At 71.2% G+C, this 18,840-nt stretch carries 18 protein-coding genes; 6 read left to right on the forward strand and 12 right to left on the reverse strand.

Going from position 1 to position 18,840, the window contains the following annotated elements:
* Positions 1-28: 28 nt before the first annotated feature.
* Positions 29-229 (reverse strand): hypothetical protein, encoded by a 201-nt coding sequence (locus tag ACIBH4_RS30380; RefSeq protein WP_362770070.1) that lies wholly within the window; start codon positions 227-229, stop codon positions 29-31.
* A 474-nt stretch (positions 230-703) separates the two neighbouring features.
* On the opposite strand from ACIBH4_RS30380, the gene ACIBH4_RS30385 reads away from it, so the two are divergent.
* Positions 704-2,728, forward strand: a complete 2,025-nt coding sequence (locus ACIBH4_RS30385; RefSeq protein WP_362518435.1) for an NAD(P)-binding protein — start codon at positions 704-706, stop codon at positions 2,726-2,728.
* Between the two features lie 102 nt (positions 2,729-2,830).
* Here ACIBH4_RS30385 and ACIBH4_RS30390 read toward each other — a convergent pair whose 3' ends face one another.
* Both ACIBH4_RS30390 and ACIBH4_RS30395 read right to left on the reverse strand, forming a co-directional pair.
* On the reverse strand, positions 2,831-3,859 hold the full coding sequence (locus tag ACIBH4_RS30390; protein WP_362770072.1) for an acyltransferase family protein: 1,029 nt from the start codon (positions 3,857-3,859) through the stop codon (positions 2,831-2,833).
* A gap of 174 nt (positions 3,860-4,033) precedes the next feature.
* The gene (locus ACIBH4_RS30395; RefSeq protein WP_362518441.1) at positions 4,034-4,840 is read right to left on the reverse strand and encodes an SDR family NAD(P)-dependent oxidoreductase; all 807 of its coding nucleotides are present in this window, start codon (positions 4,838-4,840) and stop codon (positions 4,034-4,036) included.
* A gap of 162 nt (positions 4,841-5,002) precedes the next feature.
* On the opposite strand from ACIBH4_RS30395, the gene ACIBH4_RS30400 reads away from it, so the two are divergent.
* The 4 genes from ACIBH4_RS30400 to ACIBH4_RS30415 all read left to right on the forward strand — a co-directional run bounded on the left by ACIBH4_RS30400 (position 5,003) and on the right by ACIBH4_RS30415 (position 8,885).
* A complete protein-coding gene (locus ACIBH4_RS30400; protein WP_362770074.1) occupies positions 5,003-7,501 on the forward strand; it encodes a nitrate- and nitrite sensing domain-containing protein in 2,499 nt (832 codons plus the stop codon).
* The gene (locus ACIBH4_RS30405) at positions 7,498-7,905 is read left to right on the forward strand and encodes a roadblock/LC7 domain-containing protein (protein ID WP_329088690.1); all 408 of its coding nucleotides are present in this window, start codon (positions 7,498-7,500) and stop codon (positions 7,903-7,905) included. Before ACIBH4_RS30400 ends, ACIBH4_RS30405 begins: the two co-directional genes overlap by 4 nt.
* A 76-nt stretch (positions 7,906-7,981) precedes the next feature.
* A complete protein-coding gene (locus ACIBH4_RS30410) occupies positions 7,982-8,329 on the forward strand; it encodes a DUF742 domain-containing protein (protein ID WP_350942372.1) in 348 nt (115 codons plus the stop codon).
* Positions 8,310-8,885 (forward strand): ATP/GTP-binding protein, encoded by a 576-nt coding sequence (locus ACIBH4_RS30415; RefSeq protein WP_362518448.1) that lies wholly within the window; start codon positions 8,310-8,312, stop codon positions 8,883-8,885. Before ACIBH4_RS30410 ends, ACIBH4_RS30415 begins: the two co-directional genes overlap by 20 nt.
* A gap of 83 nt (positions 8,886-8,968) precedes the next feature.
* Here the strand turns inward: ACIBH4_RS30415 and ACIBH4_RS30420 are convergent, their stop codons facing one another.
* The 6 genes from ACIBH4_RS30420 to xylA form a co-directional block, all read right to left on the reverse strand.
* Entirely contained in the window at positions 8,969-9,340 is a 372-nt protein-coding gene (locus ACIBH4_RS30420; RefSeq protein ID WP_362518451.1) for a DUF742 domain-containing protein, read from the reverse strand.
* The gene (locus ACIBH4_RS30425) at positions 9,337-9,726 is read right to left on the reverse strand and encodes a roadblock/LC7 domain-containing protein (protein ID WP_362770076.1); all 390 of its coding nucleotides are present in this window, start codon (positions 9,724-9,726) and stop codon (positions 9,337-9,339) included. Before ACIBH4_RS30425 ends, ACIBH4_RS30420 begins: the two co-directional genes overlap by 4 nt.
* A 213-nt stretch (positions 9,727-9,939) precedes the next feature.
* Entirely contained in the window at positions 9,940-12,174 is a 2,235-nt protein-coding gene (locus ACIBH4_RS30430) for a nitrate- and nitrite sensing domain-containing protein (protein WP_362770078.1), read from the reverse strand.
* Positions 12,175-12,313: 139 nt separating this feature from the next.
* The gene (locus ACIBH4_RS30435; RefSeq protein ID WP_362770080.1) at positions 12,314-12,964 is read right to left on the reverse strand and encodes a DUF998 domain-containing protein; all 651 of its coding nucleotides are present in this window, start codon (positions 12,962-12,964) and stop codon (positions 12,314-12,316) included.
* Positions 12,965-13,329: 365 nt separating this feature from the next.
* Positions 13,330-14,712, reverse strand: coding sequence for a xylulokinase (xylB, locus tag ACIBH4_RS30440; protein ID WP_362518463.1), 1,383 nt, complete (start codon positions 14,710-14,712; stop codon positions 13,330-13,332).
* On the reverse strand, positions 14,709-15,860 hold the full coding sequence (gene xylA, locus ACIBH4_RS30445) for a xylose isomerase (protein ID WP_350942357.1): 1,152 nt from the start codon (positions 15,858-15,860) through the stop codon (positions 14,709-14,711). The genes xylB and xylA overlap by 4 nt, the downstream gene beginning before the upstream one ends.
* A 79-nt stretch (positions 15,861-15,939) precedes the next feature.
* Here xylA and ACIBH4_RS30450 point away from each other — a divergent pair, with 79 nt between their 5' ends.
* Positions 15,940-17,133, forward strand: coding sequence for an ROK family transcriptional regulator (locus tag ACIBH4_RS30450; protein WP_362518467.1), 1,194 nt, complete (start codon positions 15,940-15,942; stop codon positions 17,131-17,133).
* Positions 17,134-17,317: 184 nt separating this feature from the next.
* On the opposite strand, the gene ACIBH4_RS30455 is transcribed toward ACIBH4_RS30450, so the two are convergent.
* From ACIBH4_RS30455 to ACIBH4_RS30465, 3 genes are read right to left on the reverse strand one after another with little or no spacing between them, the layout of a single operon-like run.
* Entirely contained in the window at positions 17,318-17,569 is a 252-nt protein-coding gene (locus ACIBH4_RS30455; RefSeq protein ID WP_362770082.1) for a hypothetical protein, read from the reverse strand.
* The gene (locus ACIBH4_RS30460) at positions 17,553-17,996 is read right to left on the reverse strand and encodes a hypothetical protein (protein WP_362770084.1); all 444 of its coding nucleotides are present in this window, start codon (positions 17,994-17,996) and stop codon (positions 17,553-17,555) included. Before ACIBH4_RS30460 ends, ACIBH4_RS30455 begins: the two co-directional genes overlap by 17 nt.
* Positions 17,993-18,733: a hypothetical protein gene (locus ACIBH4_RS30465; RefSeq protein ID WP_362770086.1), complete on the reverse strand. Its 741-nt coding sequence runs from the start codon at positions 18,731-18,733 to the stop codon at positions 17,993-17,995. The genes ACIBH4_RS30460 and ACIBH4_RS30465 overlap by 4 nt, the downstream gene beginning before the upstream one ends.
* Positions 18,734-18,840: the final 107 nt, after the last annotated feature.

Consider the following 18,840-nt stretch of genomic DNA (forward strand, 5'->3'; position numbering starts at 1 on the left):
GAGATCAGATTCGGGGGGGCGGGGTGGATCAGGGGAGCGCGCGGGCGACGTAGATCGTGCGCGGCGGGAAGAACTCGACGACCACCACGATCGAGGACGGGGCGATCTCTTCGTCCGGGACCGTCGGATGGGCGTAGAAGGCCTCGACACCCCCGCGGACCTCCACCATCACCTCCCCGACCAGGCCGGGGCCGATCCTTCCCGTGACTCTTCCGTGCTTTCCGACCACGTGATACTCCCCCGCGGCATCCGTCAAAAGGAAAAGCGAATACGAAGGCACGGAGGTATGGAGGCCGCCCCCCGGCGTGCCGCGCCTCATCACCCGGCGACATGGAGGCGCCGGATCCCTCGCTTCACTTTATACGAGTAACAAGTCGAATGACCATATGGTTATGGATTATCCGACAATCCGGATGGCACGTCTTCCCTGCCTCGCGGAGTCCTCGGGAGGGCCCCCGGAGAGCGCGGAGCAGCGAGAATGGGAGGGATCGGCCGGTGGCGACGTGGGGCGCGTACCGGGCCACTCGCGGCTTTTCCCGGATCGGATCGGCCAAGGCCCCATCTCCCCGCTTAATTCCCGGCCGCCATGACATGACTCTCATGTAGGACATGTCGCGACAGCGCGTTAATGGCCCGGGTAAAAACTTCCCGAAAACGCAGCGAGGCGGCCCCACCGATCCATTCACATCGTGATGATCACCCCATGACAGATCCTCACGAGATCAATCCACGTAAGACCCTGGAACTCGGCATGGACCGGCTCATCTCCCGCCGGGACTTCTTCGATGGGGTGATCACGGCCACCGGGATCGCGGCGGCGTGCTCGCTGCCCGGGGCCGATCGGGGAGACACCCACTCCGCGCTTCCGGAGGATCTGGAGCTCTCCTGTCCGCCGTCCCTCACGGGGTTGCGCGGCGACACCGCGGAGGCGCTGAGCGTGCCCCACGCCCTCCGCGACCGGCGCTTCTGGCCGTACGTGGGCACCCCGGAACCCACCGGCGAACACTACGACCTGGTCGTGGTCGGCGCGGGGATCAGCGGTCTCAGCGCGGCCCACCGGTGGCTGGAGCGCGAGCCCGGCGCGCGGATCCTCATCCTCGACAACCACGACGACATCGGCGGGCACGCCCTGCGCAACGAGTTCCGCCCGGCGGCCAGGAAGGGGCCGCTGGTCGCGTACGGCGGCTCGCGGTCGATGGAGCACCCGTCGGCGTGGACCGCCGAAGGCAAGGACCTGCTCGCCAAACTGGGCATCCACCCGGAAGGGCTCGGGGCACCCTCCGGCCGGGAGCCGTACGCGAATTTGGGGATGCACGACGGCGTCTTCTGCGACCGGGAGGCGTTCCCCGCCGGAGGCGCGGAGAGGCTCGTCGTGCTCGCGCCCGGCAGGAGCGCTCCCGAGTGGATCGCCGAGCTGCCCGTCGCCGAGCGGGCCAGACGGGACCTGCTCATGCTGTACGGCGATCCGCCCGACTGGTTTCCCGGCCTGTCCGCCGAGGAGAAACAGGCGCGGCTGGCCCGGCTGACCTACTCGGGCTTCCTCAGGGAGGTCTGCGGCGTCCACCCGGACGTGCTGGCGTTCGTCAGGACCATGCCGAGCGACGAGTGGGGCTACGGCTCCGACGCCTTCGGCGCGATCGACGCCTGGGGCAGCGCCGACGAGCACCGGTACGCGGGGTTCCAGGGGCTCGGGCTCGACAGGTCCAAGCCGTCCAGGTACAACTCGCCGACCGTGATCAAGGAGTGGGACGCGGGCGAACCGCGCGCCTGGCGCTTCCCCGAGGGCAACCAGGCGATCGTCAGGATGATGGCCGCCCGCATGATCCCCGGCTTCGCGACGGCCTCCGGCGTGAAGGACATCACCACCGCGAGCTTCGACTACGGCGTGCTCGACCGGCCGGGCAACCGGGTCCGCGTACGGCTGTCCTGCCCGGTCGTCTCCGCCGCCAACGACGGCCCCTCCGGCACGGCCGGCGGCGCCACGGTCGGCTACTTCGACGGCGAGCGGGTGAGGACCGTACGGGCGGGCGGTGTGATCATGGCCTGCTGGAACTCGATGATCCCCTACCTCGTCGACGACCTCCCGCCCGAGCAGCGGGCGGCCCTGGGGCGGGCGGTCAAGGTGCCCCTGCTGTACGCGACGGTCCAGCTCCGCGACTGGCGGGCCTGGCGGAGGATGGGGATCAGGCGCGCCCGGTTCACCGGCGCCCGCTGGTGCGTGGCCGAGCTCGACGACCCGGCGGACGTCGGCGCCTACCGGTGCCCGAGGAGGCCCGAGGAGCCGATCACCGCGCACCTGGTCGGCACCCCCGTCACACCCGGCGTGTCCCCCGCGCAGGGCTCGGTCGCCGGGCGGTACGCCCTGATCGAGACGCCGTACGAGCAGCTGGAGTACAGCATCCGCGACCAGCTCACCCGGTTGCTGGGGCCCGGGGGCTTCGACGCGGCCCGTGACATCGAGGCGATCACGGTCAACCGGTGGGGACACGGCTACGCGCCGGAGTACGCCACCCCGTGGGACCTCGACTTCTACCCCGACGGACAACCCCCTGCGGCCGTCGCCCGCAGGACACACGGCCGGATCGCGATCGCCAACTCCGACTCCGTTCCGGCCGCCCGCGCCGACGCGGCCGTCACCGCCGCCTACCGCGCGGTCGCGGAGCTCCAGGACGGGCCCTCGCGGCCCTCCCGCCCTTCCCGTCCTTCCCGCGGACCGCTCCTGGCCTGACTCCGGCGTCCCTGCTCCGACCTTGGCCCGGCCGGTTTCGATCGGAAGGGCCGCCCTTGTCTCGGTCGGTCTCGGTCGGAAGGGCCGCTCCACCCGGTTCTCTCAGCCTGGTTTTCTCAGCTTGGTGAAGGCCCAGCTCATACCGGGCTCGACCGCCCAGTGGGTGACGCGTCGCACCGGCGCCGTACACAGCAGGGCGGCGAGCCCGACCCCGAAGAGCGCCACGGCCGTCACCCCGGCCACGGTCTGCGCCCAGTCGCCGTAGAACCGTTCGGCGACCTTCACCACCAGGCCGTGGAGGAGGTAGGCGTACATGGTCGCCATGCCGAGTCCCGAGTACCAGGTGCGCACGGAGGGGGTGACCGCGAGGAACGCGGCGACGAGCACCGCACCCGCCGTCAGCATGCCCAGGCGGATCAGGCTGCCGGTGAGGTCGTCCACCCCGATCGCGTCGTTGGCGTGCCGCCAGCGGATCCATTCGGTCTTCACCACGGTGTGCGTGGCGAGCGCGAGGGCCGCGCCGGCGGCGAGTGTGACCGCGCCCGCGACCCGGACCCACCGCCTCCTGAGCCACTCGAAGTGTTCGGGCCGCAGCATGAGCCCGAGTACGTAGAACGGGAGCAGGCCGAGGGTGCGGTTCATCGACAGCTCGTCGGGGAGCCTGCTCATCCCCGACAGCAGCGACAGCCCGACCGCGACCGCGAGCGGCCACCGCAGCTGCTGCCAGACCGGCGTGGACAGCCGCCACAGGAACAGCGACATCAGGAACCAGGTCAGGTAGTACGGGTCGAGGAGGCTGATGTCGAGCTTGCCGTACAGGAAGAGGCGCGGCAGTGAGTAGATCAGCTCGAAGATCACGTACGGGACGGCGAGGGTGCTGATCAGCTTGCGCGCCTTGCCGGACGAGAAGGTGAAATTTCGTGACAGGTAGCCGCTGAGCACGATGAACAGCGGCATGTGGAACGTGTACACGAAGAAGTAGGCGGCGTGTGCGACCGGAACGTCCCGCAGGTCCTCGATCAGGTGGCCGGACACGACCAGGGTGATCGCGAGGAACTTGGCGTTGTCGAAGAACGGGTCCCTCACCGCGGCGGGCGGGAGGGCGGCCCGCAGCGGGGTTGCGACGCTCACAGCCCGGGACCGTAACCGGACCCGCCCAACACCCGGCGAACGCCCGGTGACGCGCGGGGAAATCCCCGCCGCGCACGCGAGGCCGTGCGTTGTGAGTCCGTACGTTGTGAGGCCGCCCGTCGCGAGGTCAGGTCGCGAGAGCGCCCGTCGAAGGGGCCGCGTACGGGTGGGCGGTTATGCGACGGCGGCGGCGCTGGCGTCCCAGAGGGCGCGGGCCAGCGCGGGATCGCTCATCCTCCTGGGAACGGCCGCGGGGGCGCTCTTGGCGAAGTAGCGGCCGGGGTGGGCGGCGCCGTCCGGATGGGTGGCAAGGTGGACCATGGTGCTCGCCCCCTCCTCGACGGTCTGCCCCATGCCGGGAATGTTCTTCACCATCCACATCATGAACGTCGACGGGGCGAACTCGGTCTTGATCACGCCGGGGTGGAAGCAGGTCGCGGTCACCTCGGTGTCCTGGAGGCGGCGGGCCAGTTCCACGGTGAACAGGGCTCCCGCCTGTTTGGTGTCCCCGTACTGGAGCCAGCCGCTCCAGCGCCGCCGTTCGCGGTTGAGGTCGGACGGGTCGAGTCCTCCGGTCTTGCCCGCGCGGGAACTGGTGGTGATCACCCGCCCGGTGACCCGTTCGAGCAGCAGGTTCGTCAGCAGGAAGGGGGCGAGGTGGTTGACCTGGATCATCGTCTCGTGGCCGTCGCGCGTGAACGTGCGCTCGGTCGTCATGACCCCCGCGTTGTTGACGAGGATGTCAATCCGGTCGTAGCGGGAGAGCAGTTCGGCTCCCAATCTACGCACATCAGCCAAAAGGGTGTAATCGCAGGTAAACGTATCCGGGAGCACCCCGGAGACCTCCCGCACCCTTTCTGCCACCCGAGCCGTCTTGTCGGGATTACGGCCGACCAGAACTATGGTCTGCCCGCGCCTCGCGAGCTCCACCGCGGCAGCCGCGCCAATTCCGGCACTAGCCCCGGTAATCACACTAATCATCGGATCCTCCACTGCGCAAAAACCCTATTCGGTGCTAGTCTCCTGTGCGATCTTCCGGAGGCGTAATCACCCCTAAAGCGGCACGGGCCTCCACACGCTCAGAGGTTGGGACGAGTGGACATGGGCTCTAGAAACCGCTCGATTCGGTTCAAGATTTTCTCGTTGCTGCTCCTGCCTCTGTTGTCGTTGAGCGCGCTGTGGGGCTTCGTGCTCAACCTCACCGTCGGTGACGGTCTCGCGCTGCTGAGGTCGAACACCGTGTACCAGACGGTGGGCGTCACCTCCACGGACCTGGGCCTACAGCTCCAGGCCGAGCGGACGCTGTCGTCGGTGGCGATCAGCTCCCGGGTCCTCACGAGCGGAATGGGTGAGCAGCGCGCCCGCACCGACCGGGCGGTCGGCGCTTTCAAGGCGGCCGCGGCCGAGGATTCCGGCAGCCCGGAACTGAACAACTCACTGAGCGAGCTGGTCCGCAGGCTCGAAAGGCTCCCCAGCATCCGCTCGGGCGTCGACAGCGGACAGCACACGCGGCTGGGCGCGCTGTCGAACTACAACCAGATCCTCGACTCCGTCTTTCTGGTGTACGACCAGATGGTCGCGCTGCCCGATCTCTCGATCTTCCAGCAGGCCTCGGCCATGCAGGGGATGGGCAACGCCTACGAGATGATCGAGAGGGAGAACGCGCTGATCAGCGGGGCGCTGATCGACAGGCGGCTGTCGGAGGAGGAGCGCAGGGCCTTCGGCGAGTACGTCTCCACCCGGCGCTTCCTGCACAACCGGGGCGCGGCCGCGCTGGATCCCGAGCTGGGCACGCAGTACCGCGACACCTTCGCCTCCGCCACCTTCGAGAAGTTCACCGACCTGGAGAAGGCCATCATCTCCTCGGCCGGCGACCGGCTTCCCCCCGAGGCGAGCGCGTGGAAGGCGACCACGAACGCGCTCACGACGTGGCTCGACAAGGTCAACCTCGCCGCCGCCGAGGCCCTGGCGGACCGGGCGCAGGGGGTCGCCACCGGTGTCCTGGCCCGGATCGTGATCGCCGGTGGCGTCGGCCTGATCGCGGTGGTCGCGTCGATCATCATCTCGGTCCGCTTCGGCCGCCGTCTCGCCGCCGAGCTGGCCGGGCTCCGTTCGGCCGCCCTGGATCTGGCGGAGGTGCGGCTCCCCCACGTCGTGGACCGCCTGCGGCGCGGCGAGGAGGTCGACGTACGTGCCGAGGCGCCGCCGATCCAGGCGGGCGGCTCGACCGAGGTGCACGACGTGGCCCACGCGTTCGGCTCGGTGCAGCGCACCGCCGTGGAGGCCGCCGTCGGCCAGGCCAACCTGCGGCGCGGTGTCAGCCAGGTCTTCGTGAACCTGGCCAGGCGCAAGCAGAGCCTGCTGCACCGCCAGCTCACCCTGCTCGACAGCATGCAGCGCCGGGCGACCGACCCCGACAGCCTTCAGGACCTGTTCCGGCTGGACCACCTCACCACCCGCATGCGGCGGCACGCGGAGGGCCTGATCATCCTGTCCGGCGCCGCCCCCGGCCGGTCGTGGCGCAAGCCGGTGCCGGTGATCGACGTACTGCGGGCCGCGATCGCCGAGGTCGAGGACTACACCCGGGTCAGCGTGGCGCCGGTGCCCGACATCTCGCTCGACGGGGCCGCGGTCGCCGACATCACCCACCTGGTGGCCGAACTGATCGAGAACGCCACGATCTTCTCGCCGCCGCAGACCGCGGTGACCGTGCGCGGCGACGTCGTGGCCAACGGATTCGCCGTCGAGGTCGAGGACCGCGGCCTGGGCCTGAGCGTCGCGGAGTACGAGGCGATCAACGAGCGGCTCGCCAACCCGCCGGAGTTCGACCTGGCGGACAGCGACAGGCTCGGCCTGTTCGTGGTGGGCCAGCTCGCCTCACGGCACGGCATCCAGGTCATCCTGCGCGGCTCGCCGTTCGGCGGCACCACGGCCATCGTCCTCATCCCCCGCTCGGTGATCGCCCAGCAGGACCCGCCGCTCGCCCTCACCGCGGAGCGGACGTCCCCCGCCGAGCGCGTCGCCGGACGCCAGGCGGAGCCGTACGTCCCCGCCCAGCCGGGGGCACTCGCACCTCCGGCCGGCGGCAACGGACTCCCGCGCAGGAACAGGCAGACCTCCCCGAGGCCGCCCCAGCCTGAGCAGCCGGTCGCCCCCTCTCTCAGCGTGGTGTCGGACCTGCCCGACCGCACACCGTCCCCGCCCGCGAGCCCGGAGCCCGGATGGGAGACAGGCTGGGACACGGGTTGGGACACCGGCCGGGACACGGCCTCACGCGAGGCGCCTCCCACGGCGTCGCCCCGGGGGACACCTCAGGAGTCCCGTGAGTCCCACGAGACGCCCCGGGAGGCCCCCGCCGAGGAAAGGGGCGGCAACGGCGGTCCGACGCGCCAGACGGCCGCACAGCCCTCCAAGGGGCCGGGTGGCCTGCCCCGCAGGATCCGACAGGCGAACCTGGCGCCTCAGCTCCGCCAGGAGGCCGAGCCCGCCGAGCCCGAGCCGAGCGCGGAACCGAACGAGGAGCGTTCGCCGGAGGAGGCCCGCGCGTTGTTCTCCGCCTTCCAGGCGGGGTCTCGACGCGGTCGCGAGGAGCAGGACAATGACTTCGCGCACCATACGACAGGCGACAAGGGGGACAAGTGACCGGAAAATTGACCAACACCGGCGAGCTGAACTGGCTCCTCGACGACTTGACCACCAGGGTGGGTGCGGTGCGCCAGGCGGTGATCCTCTCCACCGACGGGCTCGCCGTCGGATTCTCGAAGGGGCTCCTGCGCGAGGACGCCGAGCATCTGTCCGCGGTCGCCGCCGGGTTCCAGAGCCTGGCGCGCGGGGCGGGACGCCACTTCGGCGGAGGTGAGGTGCGCCAGACCATCGTGGAGATGGAGTCGGCGTTCCTGTTCGTCACCGCCGCCGGGCAGGGCACCTGCCTGGCCGTGCTGAGCAGTTCCGACGCCGACGTCGGCCACATCGCGTACGAGATGGCGATGCTGGTCAAGCGGGTCGGCCAGCACATCTCCACCAACCCACGCCAAGGTCTCTCATGAGGGGGGGAGCGGACGGCCGCGCCGGCCGCGTCTTCGGCGGACCGCTGGATCCCCGAGCCCGGTACCGGAGGCCTGGATGACCCACTGGATGGACGAGGACGCCGGGCCCATCGTCCGGCCGTACGCCCTCATCGGGGGTCGCACCCGTTCCTCCGGTGACAAGCTGGACCTGGTCGCGATGGTCACCTCGACTCGCGGCGCTCCTACCGGGGGGTTCGTCCCAAGCCCCGAACAGGAACGCATCCTCGCCATGGTCACCACTCCGACCTCGGTCGCCGACGTCGCCTCGGACCTCAACCTGCCGCTCGGCGTGGTGAGGGTCCTGCTCGGCGACCTGCAGGACCACAAGCTCATCTCGATCGGGCGCGCCTCCGCGAGCGAGCGCATTCTCAAGGAAGTGATCAATGGACTTCGGGCCCTCTGACGAACCCGTCGCCCTCAAGATACTCATCGCGGGTGGCTTCGGAGTTGGCAAGACCACGCTCGTGGGCGCCATCAGCGAGATCCGGCCGCTCCGCACCGAGGAGGTCCTCTCCGACCGCGGTATCGGCATCGACGACGTCGACGGCGTCGAGGGCAAGACCACCACCACGGTCGCGATGGACTTCGGCCGCATCACGATCAGGGAGGGGCTGGTCGTCTACCTGTTCGGCACCCCCGGCCAGGAGCGTTTCTGGTTCATGTGGGACGAGCTGTCCTACGGCGCGCTGGGTGCCGTGGTGCTCGCCGACACCCGGCGGCTGACCGACTGCTTCCCCTCGATCGACTACTTCGAACAGCGCGGCACGCCGTTCATCGTGGCCGTCAACTGCTTCGACGGCGCCGACCGGCACGACGCGGAGGAGGTGCGCGTCGCCCTGGACCTCGACGTGGACGTACCGGTGCTGCTCTGCGACGTGCGGCGCCGCGTCTCGGCGAAGACGGTGCTCGTGACGCTCGTGGAGCACTCACTGAGGGTGCTGACGGCCAGCCAGAGCTGAAAGAGCCGGACGAGGTGCGAAACCGGCCCCCGTGACGGGGCCGGGCGCCGGCTCGGGCGCTCAGGGCCGGAAGGCGGAGGACCTCACAGGGCGCGCAGGCCGCTGATCAGTTCCCTCAGGAGGTTCTCCGGGGGCATGGAGGCGGCGGGAAGCGGCGACCGTACCAGGATCAGGCCCTGGTCCAGCAGGTCGCCCAGGAGAACCCTGATCACGCCGATGGGCAGGCCCGCGTCCGAGGCGATCTCCACGATCGGGCGTGCCCGCTTGACCAGGTTGAGCAGCCGCCGGTGCTCGGAGCCCAGGTTCGCCCCCGAGGCGACCGGCGCTCCCGTCGCCACCGCCACCGCGAGCATGTCGAGCGAGGAGGACGACGCCCGGGTGCGTCCACCGGTCATCGCGTAGGGGCGGACGACGGGACCCGCCTCCTCGTCGACCCACTCGACGTCGTCCTTCACTGGCCCCCCACCCGGGGGCTTGTGGCCAGATGTTGGCCGACGCGGGTGACCAGGCGGGCCATCTCGTAGGCGACCAGCCCCACGTCCGCGGCGCCGGTGGTCAGGACCGAGAGGCAGCTCCCCTGGCCCGCGGAGGTGACGAACAGGAACGCGGAGTCCATCTCCACCATCGTCTGGCGCACGCTGCCCCCGCCGAACTGCAGGCTGGTGCCCTTGGCGAGACTCTGGAAGCCGGAGGCGACCGCGGACAGGTGCTCGGCGTCCTCCTTGCTCAACGCTCGGGACGAGGCCATCATCAACCCGTCGTTGGACAGGATCAGTGCGTGCGAGACGTCCGCCACACTTGTGACGAAGTCATCCAGAAGCCAATGAAGCTCACCCGGCACGTGGTCAAACCCCTTCCCCTGCGATGGTCTCGCCTGCCGCCGGCCCCCACCGGCTCGGTAAATCCGTTCCTGCCGGTCCGTTCCCACCGGCGTGACTCCGAAGCACCGGAACCGGCGCGACTTCGCTCACACCGGCGTCACCCCGACGCGCCCGACGCCTCCGGGCGGGGCTCCGCGAACCCGATCCCGCGGCTCCGCTCCCGCGCTCCCGGCTCATCGATCGGCACCGCCGTCCTCGTCGTCGGCGCGTCCGCGCTGCCAGCCGGACTGCAGGGCGCTCATCAGCGCCCTCGCCTCCTCGGGTGACCGTTCCTCGACCTCCGAGCCGGACGCGGCCTCTGACGGGCGGGACTCCCGCGCCTGGCGCGGCGGCATGTTCGCCTGCCGCACCCGGCGGGGCAGGCCGTCGGCACCGCGCCGCCCCGGCTGCCACAGGTCGGCGGGGATCGGGACCTCACCGGAGTCACCGGTCCGCTCCACCCGCTCCACGACGGTCTCCGAGCGCCGCTCCGCCGACTCGGGCCGCGCGCCGATGACGGTGAGGACCGGCGGCTCCTCGACGGGCTCCGGGTCTCCGAGCAGAATCTCGGGAATGAGGACGACCACCCCTGTGCCGCCGTACGGCGAGGCGCGCAGCGTCACCTCGACCCCGTATCTGGCGGCCAGCAGGCCGACCACCGCGAAGCCCAGCCTGTCGGTGTCGGCGGGGTCGAACTCCGGAGGGCTGGCCAGACGCTCGTTGATCGCGGCGCGCTTCTCGTCGGTCAGCCCGAGTCCCCTGTCCTCGATCTCGACCGCGAAGCCTCGTGCGACGAGCTCGCCCCGTACCGAGACCGGGCTGGCCGGCGGAGAGAAGACGGTGGCGTTCTCCAGGATCTCGGCGAACAGGTGCATCATGTCCGCGGCGGCGTTGCCGATCAGGGTGGTGCCGCCCGTCGGGTAGATCAGCACCCGGGTGTAGTCCTCGACCTGGGCGGCCGCCCCACGCAGCACGTCCTCCATCGGCACCGCCGAGCGCCACTTGCGGCCCGCCGCCCCGCCGGACAGGATCACCAGGCCCTCGGCGTGGCGGCGCATGCGGGTGGTGAGGTGGTCGAGCCTGAAGAGGTTGTCCAGCGCGATGGGATCCTCGGCCTGCTTCTGCATGCCGTCGAGCAGCTTGAGCTGGCGCTGCAGCAGCGACTGGCTCCTGCGGGCGAGGTTGCGGAACGCCTGCGAGACGCCCTCGCGCAGCCTGGCCTGCTCCACCGCGGCGTCCAGGGCGCTGCGCTGGACGCTGTTGAAGGCGGCGGCGACGTCGTGGACCTCCGTGGTGCTGCCCGACGGCTTCAGCGCGGGCGCCTCCGCCTCCACGTCCACCCTGTCGCCGCGGCGCAGCTTCTCCATCACCCTCGGGAGCCGCACCTGCGCGAGGTCGGCGGCGGCCCGCCGCACGTCGGCGAGCTCCCTGGTGAGCCCGCTGCCGATCCGGTACGAGACCAGCACCGACGCGATGACCGCGATGAGGCCGAGCACGCCGACGATGCCGGCGCGGACGAAGACGCCGACGGCCACGGGGGTGGCCTGCTCGACCACCAGGGGGACGGCCGCCGCGAGGGACCGCCGGTAGGAGGCGTCCACCTCGTCCCCGGCGGAGCGCCAGGCGACGGACGACACCTCTGCGGCACCGGACAGCAGGCGGTTCTCCAGGGCGGTGAAGCGGGCGTACGCCGAGGAGGCGATCAGCTCGGAGAAGGGGGCGCGCAGCCCGGGGGAGAGGTCGGGGAGGGCCTGCTCCATGAGGAAGGCCCGGTTGTCGGCGAGCCTGGCGAACAGCCGCGTCTCGCTCATCGTCATCGGGGTCCCGAGCGCGAGCGGGCCCGCGACGAGCGCCCGCTCGCGGGTGAGCAGGTCGACGGCCTGGTTGATCATCGTGATGCTGCGCGTCTGACGGTAGAGCGGGAGGTCGTCGCTGAGGCTCAGGGTGTTGAAGAGCCCGCGCAGGGCGTCGGGCACCCGGCCGAACTCCTCGGTGAGGCCCACCGGGCCGATCCGCCCGGTGTCGATCCTGGCGCGGATCGCGTCGATCCCGTCCACCTGGCGCATCAGTTCGGCGTGGCGGGTCTTCATCTCGTCGGACATCGCCGTCTGCGCCACCCCGACGGTCGTCTTCCGGCGCAGGCGGTCACGGGCCTGGTCGGTGACGAGGCGCTGGCTCGCGAGGGTGTCGCGGTCCGCGGCGGAGCGGGTGGCCAGGTAGTCGGCCGACAGGAGGTGCTCACGCTGGACCGCGGCGCCGAGCTCTCCGGCGGGCTTGCCGACGGCGTCGTACAGCGTGCTGAGGGAGAGCAGGCTCATCGAGTCGCCGACCGTCACGGCCGCCGCGAAACCCCACACCCCGACCAGTGAGACGAGGGGGATGACCAACAGCACCGAGACCTTGAACCGGATGGACCTGCTCGCTGCCATGTCACCTCAACGGCTTGCTCTCGGAGCGCCCGGGGAGACCGGGCAATCTCTAGATCGCCGACGACAATAGCACTGGCGGCTCCCCCTATTTGTAGCCTATTCGTGACATGTGATGAAAGAGTTTCCAGAAGTGAATGAGTCAGCCGAGGGCGGCGCGTGAGGCGGGAGCGGCGCCCCGCGCCCACGTCAGCCGCGCGAGCCGGACGGCGAGCACTCCGACCAGCGCGACCTCGGCGCCGAGCAGCGACCACTCGACGAGACCGACGAACATCCCCTGCCCGGGAAGCATCACGTAGACGAGCGCCAGCAGCCCGAAACCCCCGGCCAGCGTGAGCCACTCCACCGGCCTGGCCGTCGGCCGCCACCGCTCGTCCTTGGCGAACCGCGCCACCGTCAGGCCACCCGCCGCGGGCACCGCCGCCAGTACGGCGACCGACAGGTAGCGGTACGTCTGGGCGATCAGGTCCGTCCCCGTGGCGGGAAGCGCGGCGGGCAGCACCGCGAGGACGACGAGCCCCGCACCCCAGGCCAGCATCAGCCGCTCGGCCAAGGCGTCCACCGGCGCCCCCACGGCCCGCAGCCCGGCGACCACCGCGAAGGCCGCGATCCCCAGCGCCGCCATCGCGAGCCCGGCGGCTCCGGTGCGGTCCAGGGCGGCGTACTCACCGATCGTCAGATCGAGCGGGTTCGGGGAGAGGGCCGGTTCGGTCAGTCCCGTGACGGCGGCCACGACGGCGACGACGATCGCGGCACATGCGATCAGGGGGTAGAGCCTCTTCGACGCGAGCATGCGCTAAGACTGTCCGCCGGCGGACGTTTCAGACATCCGGCGGCATCCCTGATCCGACCCTGAGGCGCCCCTGAGAGTCCTCACCCGAGACGGTCCTGGTACGCGGTCCGCCGCCTCCTGTTCGGAGGCGGCGAACCGTCCCGGGCGAACCGCGGTGGTGCGCCCGCATCCGGCCGCACTGTCGCGGATCCTCGCGGTGTGAACCACGGCCGCGTGCCCCGTGTCCGGCTACGCGGCCGTGGATCCTCGCGGTACGCGGCGCGAACCGCGTACCCGTATCGGCTGCTCCACCGCGGATCCGCGCGGTGGGAGCGGTCACGGCCGTGTGGTGGGGGCCACGACCGTGTGGTCGCCGTGTCCGTGTCTCAGCCGAGGCCGCGGACCTCGGCGTAGCGTGCCCTGACCTCGGGCGCGGGATCGGCCTCGTAGTGCTCGACCTTGCCCGCCTCCCAGGCCGGCGGCTCGTCGCCGCCGAGCAGCCAGGCGGCCTGCCTCGCCGCACCGTCGGCGACGTACTCCCCCGGCTCGGGGACGACCACCGGCCGCCCGAAGACCGCGGGGGCGATCCGCCGTACGGCCTCGGACCTCGCGCCTCCGCCGATGAGCAGCACCCTGGCCGGGTCGAGCCCGAGGGCGTCGAACGCGTCGGCGAGATGGCAGAGCAGGCCCTCCACCGCCGCCCTGGCGAGGTGCGCCGGGGTGGAGGTGGCCAGCGTCAGCCCGTGCAGCGAGCCCGTGGCGGTGGGCAGGTTCGGGGTGCGCTCGCCCTCCAGGTAGGGGACGTGGACGAGACCTCCGGCCCCCGAGGGCGCCTCAAGTGCCAGCCTGCCCAGCTCGTCCAGACCGACCCCGAGCACCCGCGCGGCGGCGTCGAGCACCCTGGCGGCGTTGAGCGTGGCCACCAGCGGGAGGAACCGCCCCGTGGCGTCGGCGAACCCGGCCACGGAACCGGTCGGGTCGGCGATCGGGGCCTCGGCGACCGCGAAGGCCGTCCCGGACGTCCCGATCGACACCACCACGTCCCCCGGCAGGGCGCCGACCCCGAGGGCCGCCGCCATGTTGTCGCCCGTACCCGGCGCGAGCCGCACCGCGCCCGCACCGGAGACACCGGCTGCGGGCCGCACCTCGCCCGCGCAGTCGCGGGGACCCAGCACCTCGGGCAGGCCCGGTACGGCGCCGAAGGCCGTCTGCAGGAGGTCGGTCCGGTAGGCCCCGGTCGCGGGCGACCAGTAGCCGGTACCCGACGCGTCGCCCCTGTCGGTGACGAACTCCCCGCCCAGCCTCCAGGTGAGCCAGTCGTGCGGCAGGCACACCCTCGCCGTACGGCGGGCGGACTCCGGCTCGTGCTCGGCGAGCCAGCGGAGCTTGGTCACCGTGAACGACGCGACCGGCACGCTGCCGACCGCCTCGGCCCAGACCTCCGGGCCGCCCAGCTCCTTCACCAGGTCGGCGGCGGCTCCGGCGGAACGGGTGTCGTTCCACAGCAGCGCCTTCCTGACGACCTCGCCGGACTCGTCCAGGCAGACCATGCCGTGCTGCTGCGCGCCGATGCTCATCGCCTCGACGCCGTCCAGCCCGCCCGCCCGCGCCAACGCCTCCTGGAGCGCCTGCCACCACGCCTCGGGGTCGACCTCGGTGCCCTCGGGGTGGGTCGCGCGTCCCTGGCGGACCAGGGCGCCCGTGTGGGCGTCCCTGATCACCACCTTGCAGCTCTGGGTCGACGAGTCGACCCCGGCCACCAGTGTCATCCGCGGACTCCGAGGAGGTAGTCCATCGCGAGCTGGTTGAGGCGCGTGAAGTGGAAGCCGCGCGCCGCCACCGCGTCGAGGTCGAACTCGTCGCGGTTCAGGTCGGCGATCGTCTCGCCGGGGGCGAGCGTCGGCTCGGACAGCTCGGCGACCCTGCTCGCGGCGAGCGCCTCGGCGACCTCGGGGTCGGCGCGGAACGCCGCCACCTTCTCCTTCAGGATCAGGTACGTGCGCATGTTGGCGGCGGCGGAGACCCAGACATCCTCGGAGTCCTCGGTGCGCAGCGGCTTGTAGTCGAAGTGCCTGGGGCCGTCGTAGCCGCCGTTCTCCAGCAGGTCGACCAGGAAGAAGGCGTTCTTCACGTCGCCGTGGCCGAAGATCAGGTCCTGGTCGTAGCGGGGACCGTGCTGGCCGTTCAGGTCGATGTGGAAGAGCTTGCCGTGCCAGAGCGCCTGCGCGATGCCGTGCGCGAAGTTGAGGCCGGCCATCTCCTCGTGGCCCACCTCGGGGTTGAGGCCGACGCGCTCGGAGTGCTCAAGCTCGTTGATGAACGCGAGGGCGTGGCCGATGGTCGGGAGCAGGATGTCGCCCCGGGGCTCGTTCGGCTTGGGCTCGATGGCGAACCTGATGTCGTAGCCCTGCTCGATCACGTACGAGGTGAGCAGGTCCATGCCCTCCTTGTAGCGGCTGAGCGCGGCCTTGATGTCCTTGGCGGCCCCGGACTCGGCACCCTCGCGCCCGCCCCAGCAGACGTAGGTGGTCGCGCCGAGTTCGGCGGCGAGGTCCACGTTGCGGATGACCTTGCGCAGCGCGTAGCGGCGGACGTCGCGGTCGTTGCTGGTGAATCCGCCGTCCTTGAAGACGGGGTGGGTGAACAGGTTCGTGGTGGCCATCGGAACCTTGAGCCCGGTCTCGGCCAGCGCCTTCTTGAAGTTCGCGATGGCCCTGTCCCGGTCGGGCTCGACGGCGAGCAGGTCGTCGTCGTGGAAGGTGACGCCGTACGCGCCGAGCTCGGCGAGCCGGTGGACGCTCTCCACCGGGTCCAACGGGGCCCGGGACGCGTCCCCGAAGGGGTCGCGGGCCTGCCAGCCGACGGTCCACAGCCCGAAGGTGAAGCGGTCTTCGGGCTTGGGGGTGTAGGCGCTCATCTGCTGTTCCTCCGATTTAATCCACTTTATGGACTTAATATGGATCGGTGTGGTGGGATCGTCAAGAGGTGGAAGCTCAATGACACAGGCTGTACGCCACAATTCGATGCGCGCCCGCAACCTTGGCGTGGTTCTCGGCGAGGTAAGCAGGAGCGGTCCGATCAGCCGGGCCGCGCTGGCCGAGATCACCGGACTGACCAAGACCACGGTGTCGAAGATGGTCGGCGACCTGATCGAGGCGGGCATGGTCGCCGAGTCCGGCGCGCTCAGGGACGGCGAGCGGGGACGGCCCGGCACGGCCGTCGCGCTCAGCGGGCAGCGGGTCGCCGCGCTCGGCCTGGAGATCAACGTCGACTATCTGTCCGCCTGTGTGGTCGATCTCACCCTCGCGGTGCGGCTCAGATATACACAGGCTGTGGACAACCGCAGCGCCTCGCCTGTGGAAACCCTGTCCCACCTGGAACAACTTGCCCACAGGGCTGTGGACGAAGCTCGCGCGGAGGGCCTCACCATCGCCGGATCGACCCTCGCGGTCCCCGGCCCTGTGGAAGACGGGCTCGTCCACACGGCCCCCAACCTCGGCTGGCACGACGTCCGCGTCTCCGAACTGCTGAACTTCCCCGTCACGCTGGACAACGAGGCCAACCTCGCCGCCCTGGGCGAGCGCTGGTTCGGCTCCGTACCCGGCGACTTCCTGCACGTGTCGGGGGAGATCGGCATCGGCGCGGGCCTGGTGGTCGGCGGGACCCTGTTCCGCGGCGCCCGCGGCCTCGCCGGGGAACTCGGCCACGTGGTCGTCTCCCCCGAAGGCCCGGCCTGCCGCTGCGGCGGCCGGGGATGCCTGGAGCAGTACGCCGGACAGGACGCGCTGCTGAGGGCCGCCGGACTCGCCGGGGTCCCCGACGGGGTGACCACCCTGCTGGAGCGCCTCCGAGCGGGCGAGCCCGCCTCGCTGGAGGCCTGCGAACGCGCCGGCCAGGCGCTCGGCGTCGCCCTCACCTCCGCCGTGCACCTGATGGACCCGGGGACCATCGTGCTGGGCGGGGTGTTCGCCCCGCTGTTCCCGTGGATCCGAGGCACCACGCACGAGACGATGACCTCGCGACTGGGCGTGATGCGCCGCGCCGTCCCCGAGCTGACCGTCTCCCGCCTCGGCGGCGACGCCGCCACCCTGGGCGCCGCGGGCCAGGTCATCCACCGGGTCATCGCCGACCCCTGGATCCACCTCGCCACCCCCGCCCCTGACCCCGACTCCCGCGCACCCCGCGGTTGAGCACTTTTCTCCCCCTCCCCCCTTCCCCGCGTTTCCCTCGTCTCCCCTCGTTGAGAAAGACCATCCGCGTTCTGATGGGTCGCCTGGTCGCGTCCGACCCTGCGGGCGGTCCCAGGTTGTGCGTCACCGCCCGCAGGGGTGGGGAGCGCGACGGCAGAGGCTGGTCGCCGTGCCGCCGCGCCGTTCATGGAGCCGTGGTCGGCTCGATCCGGTCACCTCGGGGCCGGGTACGCCACAGGTCGAGGTCAATCTGCTGCATCCGGTCCCACAGTTCGGCGGCGCTGCTGGCGTGGACGGTGCGGCACTGGGCCGGGTCGGTGCATTCCCAGGCTTCGAACCGGCGAAAGCGCAGGCTCCAGATGACGCACCAGGTGGGTGCGTGATCCTGTACTTGCCGGGCGGCGCGGGTGGCGTCGGCGTCAGCGCGGGACAACATGCTCTGCCGGGGTCGTGTCGGTGAGTAGTGGTAGTTCGCTCTCCAGGAGGCTGGCGGCGGGGCGGGCGCGCAGGATCCGGTAGTGCGCGGCGAGGCGTTCGGCGGCTGTGGCCGGATCTGAGGCGGCGCTGAGCAGGTGGTCGCCGGATCGGTCGAGTACGGGGCTGGTCCACCAGAATCTCTCGCCGTCGCTGTAGGCGAGCAGGCCGAGGAAGACGGAGGCGATGGCGTTGCCGGAGCGCAGGTGGTGGATGTCGGCGCGGATGCCGTACACCTCGTTGAGGATCGTGGCGAGGTCGTTGGCGCGTGCTGCGGCGTGGTTGCGGGGTGATTGCCCGGTGGGTGGTGGCGCGGCGGCGGGGATGTGGGAAGGAGCCGCGCCGCCGCGCCTGCTCATGGGGTCACCCTGCTGCAGGGTGGTGTTCATGCCGCGACCTGCTGTCGGCGCTCATGACAACTGGGCTCGTGAGGGCTGGGTGCGAGGGCGTCTGGGAAGTAGCGGACTTGGCCGGAAGTGAGGGCGGGGTTGGGCCAGGAGGTTTGGTGTTGGTGGTCGGGAGGGTCCAGCAGCAGGGTGAGCGGCGGCCGGGTGGGCGGTTGGCTCACGGTCGGGGGTGGAGTGCTGTGCTCGTGGGCGCGGGCCGCGATGCGGGCTCGGCGGCGGGCGAGGGGGTCGCGGGCGAGCGCGAGGCGGGTCGCGCGGTCCTGTCTGGACTCGACCGGCCGGGGTGCGGGACGCCGGGCGACACGGGCGTCGTCGCGGCGGGGTGGTGCGGCAGCGGGCCGCGCGGTTGGGCGGGGGGTGGGGTGTGGTGTCCGCATGGGCGGTGGCGCGGGCGCGGCGGGAGCGTCCGGGATGGAGGCGGGTGAGGTGGAGTGGCGAGGCGCGGGCACCAGGGGGATGACCTCGGCGGGCGCCGTGGTGACGGGCCGCTCGACGAGAGGGAAGGGTCGCGTGCCGGTGCGGCGCGCCTCCAGGCGCATCGCCATCAGCGCACCGGTCGGCTGCGCGTACTCGTGATCGCTGGCCCGGCCGGGGCAGCCGTGGGCGTAGGGGGCATGTCCGCACTCGGCGCAGCCCATCGGCAGCGGCGGCACGTCGGCGAAGCAGGAGCAGTCGCTTGCCGCAGTCCGATCGAGAACCGGAGCATTGGAGTTGTTCACAGGTCAGGACTCATTTCCTGATCAAGGAGCCCGTCCTGGCGCGCGATGCCATGGGCGGGCTCCGCCTTTTCATGGGGGCTCCATGAAAACGCTCCGTGACCACTCAG

Source organism: Streptosporangium sp. NPDC050284, from assembly GCF_044459525.1.
Lineage (GTDB): Bacteria > Actinomycetota > Actinomycetes > Streptosporangiales > Streptosporangiaceae > Streptosporangium.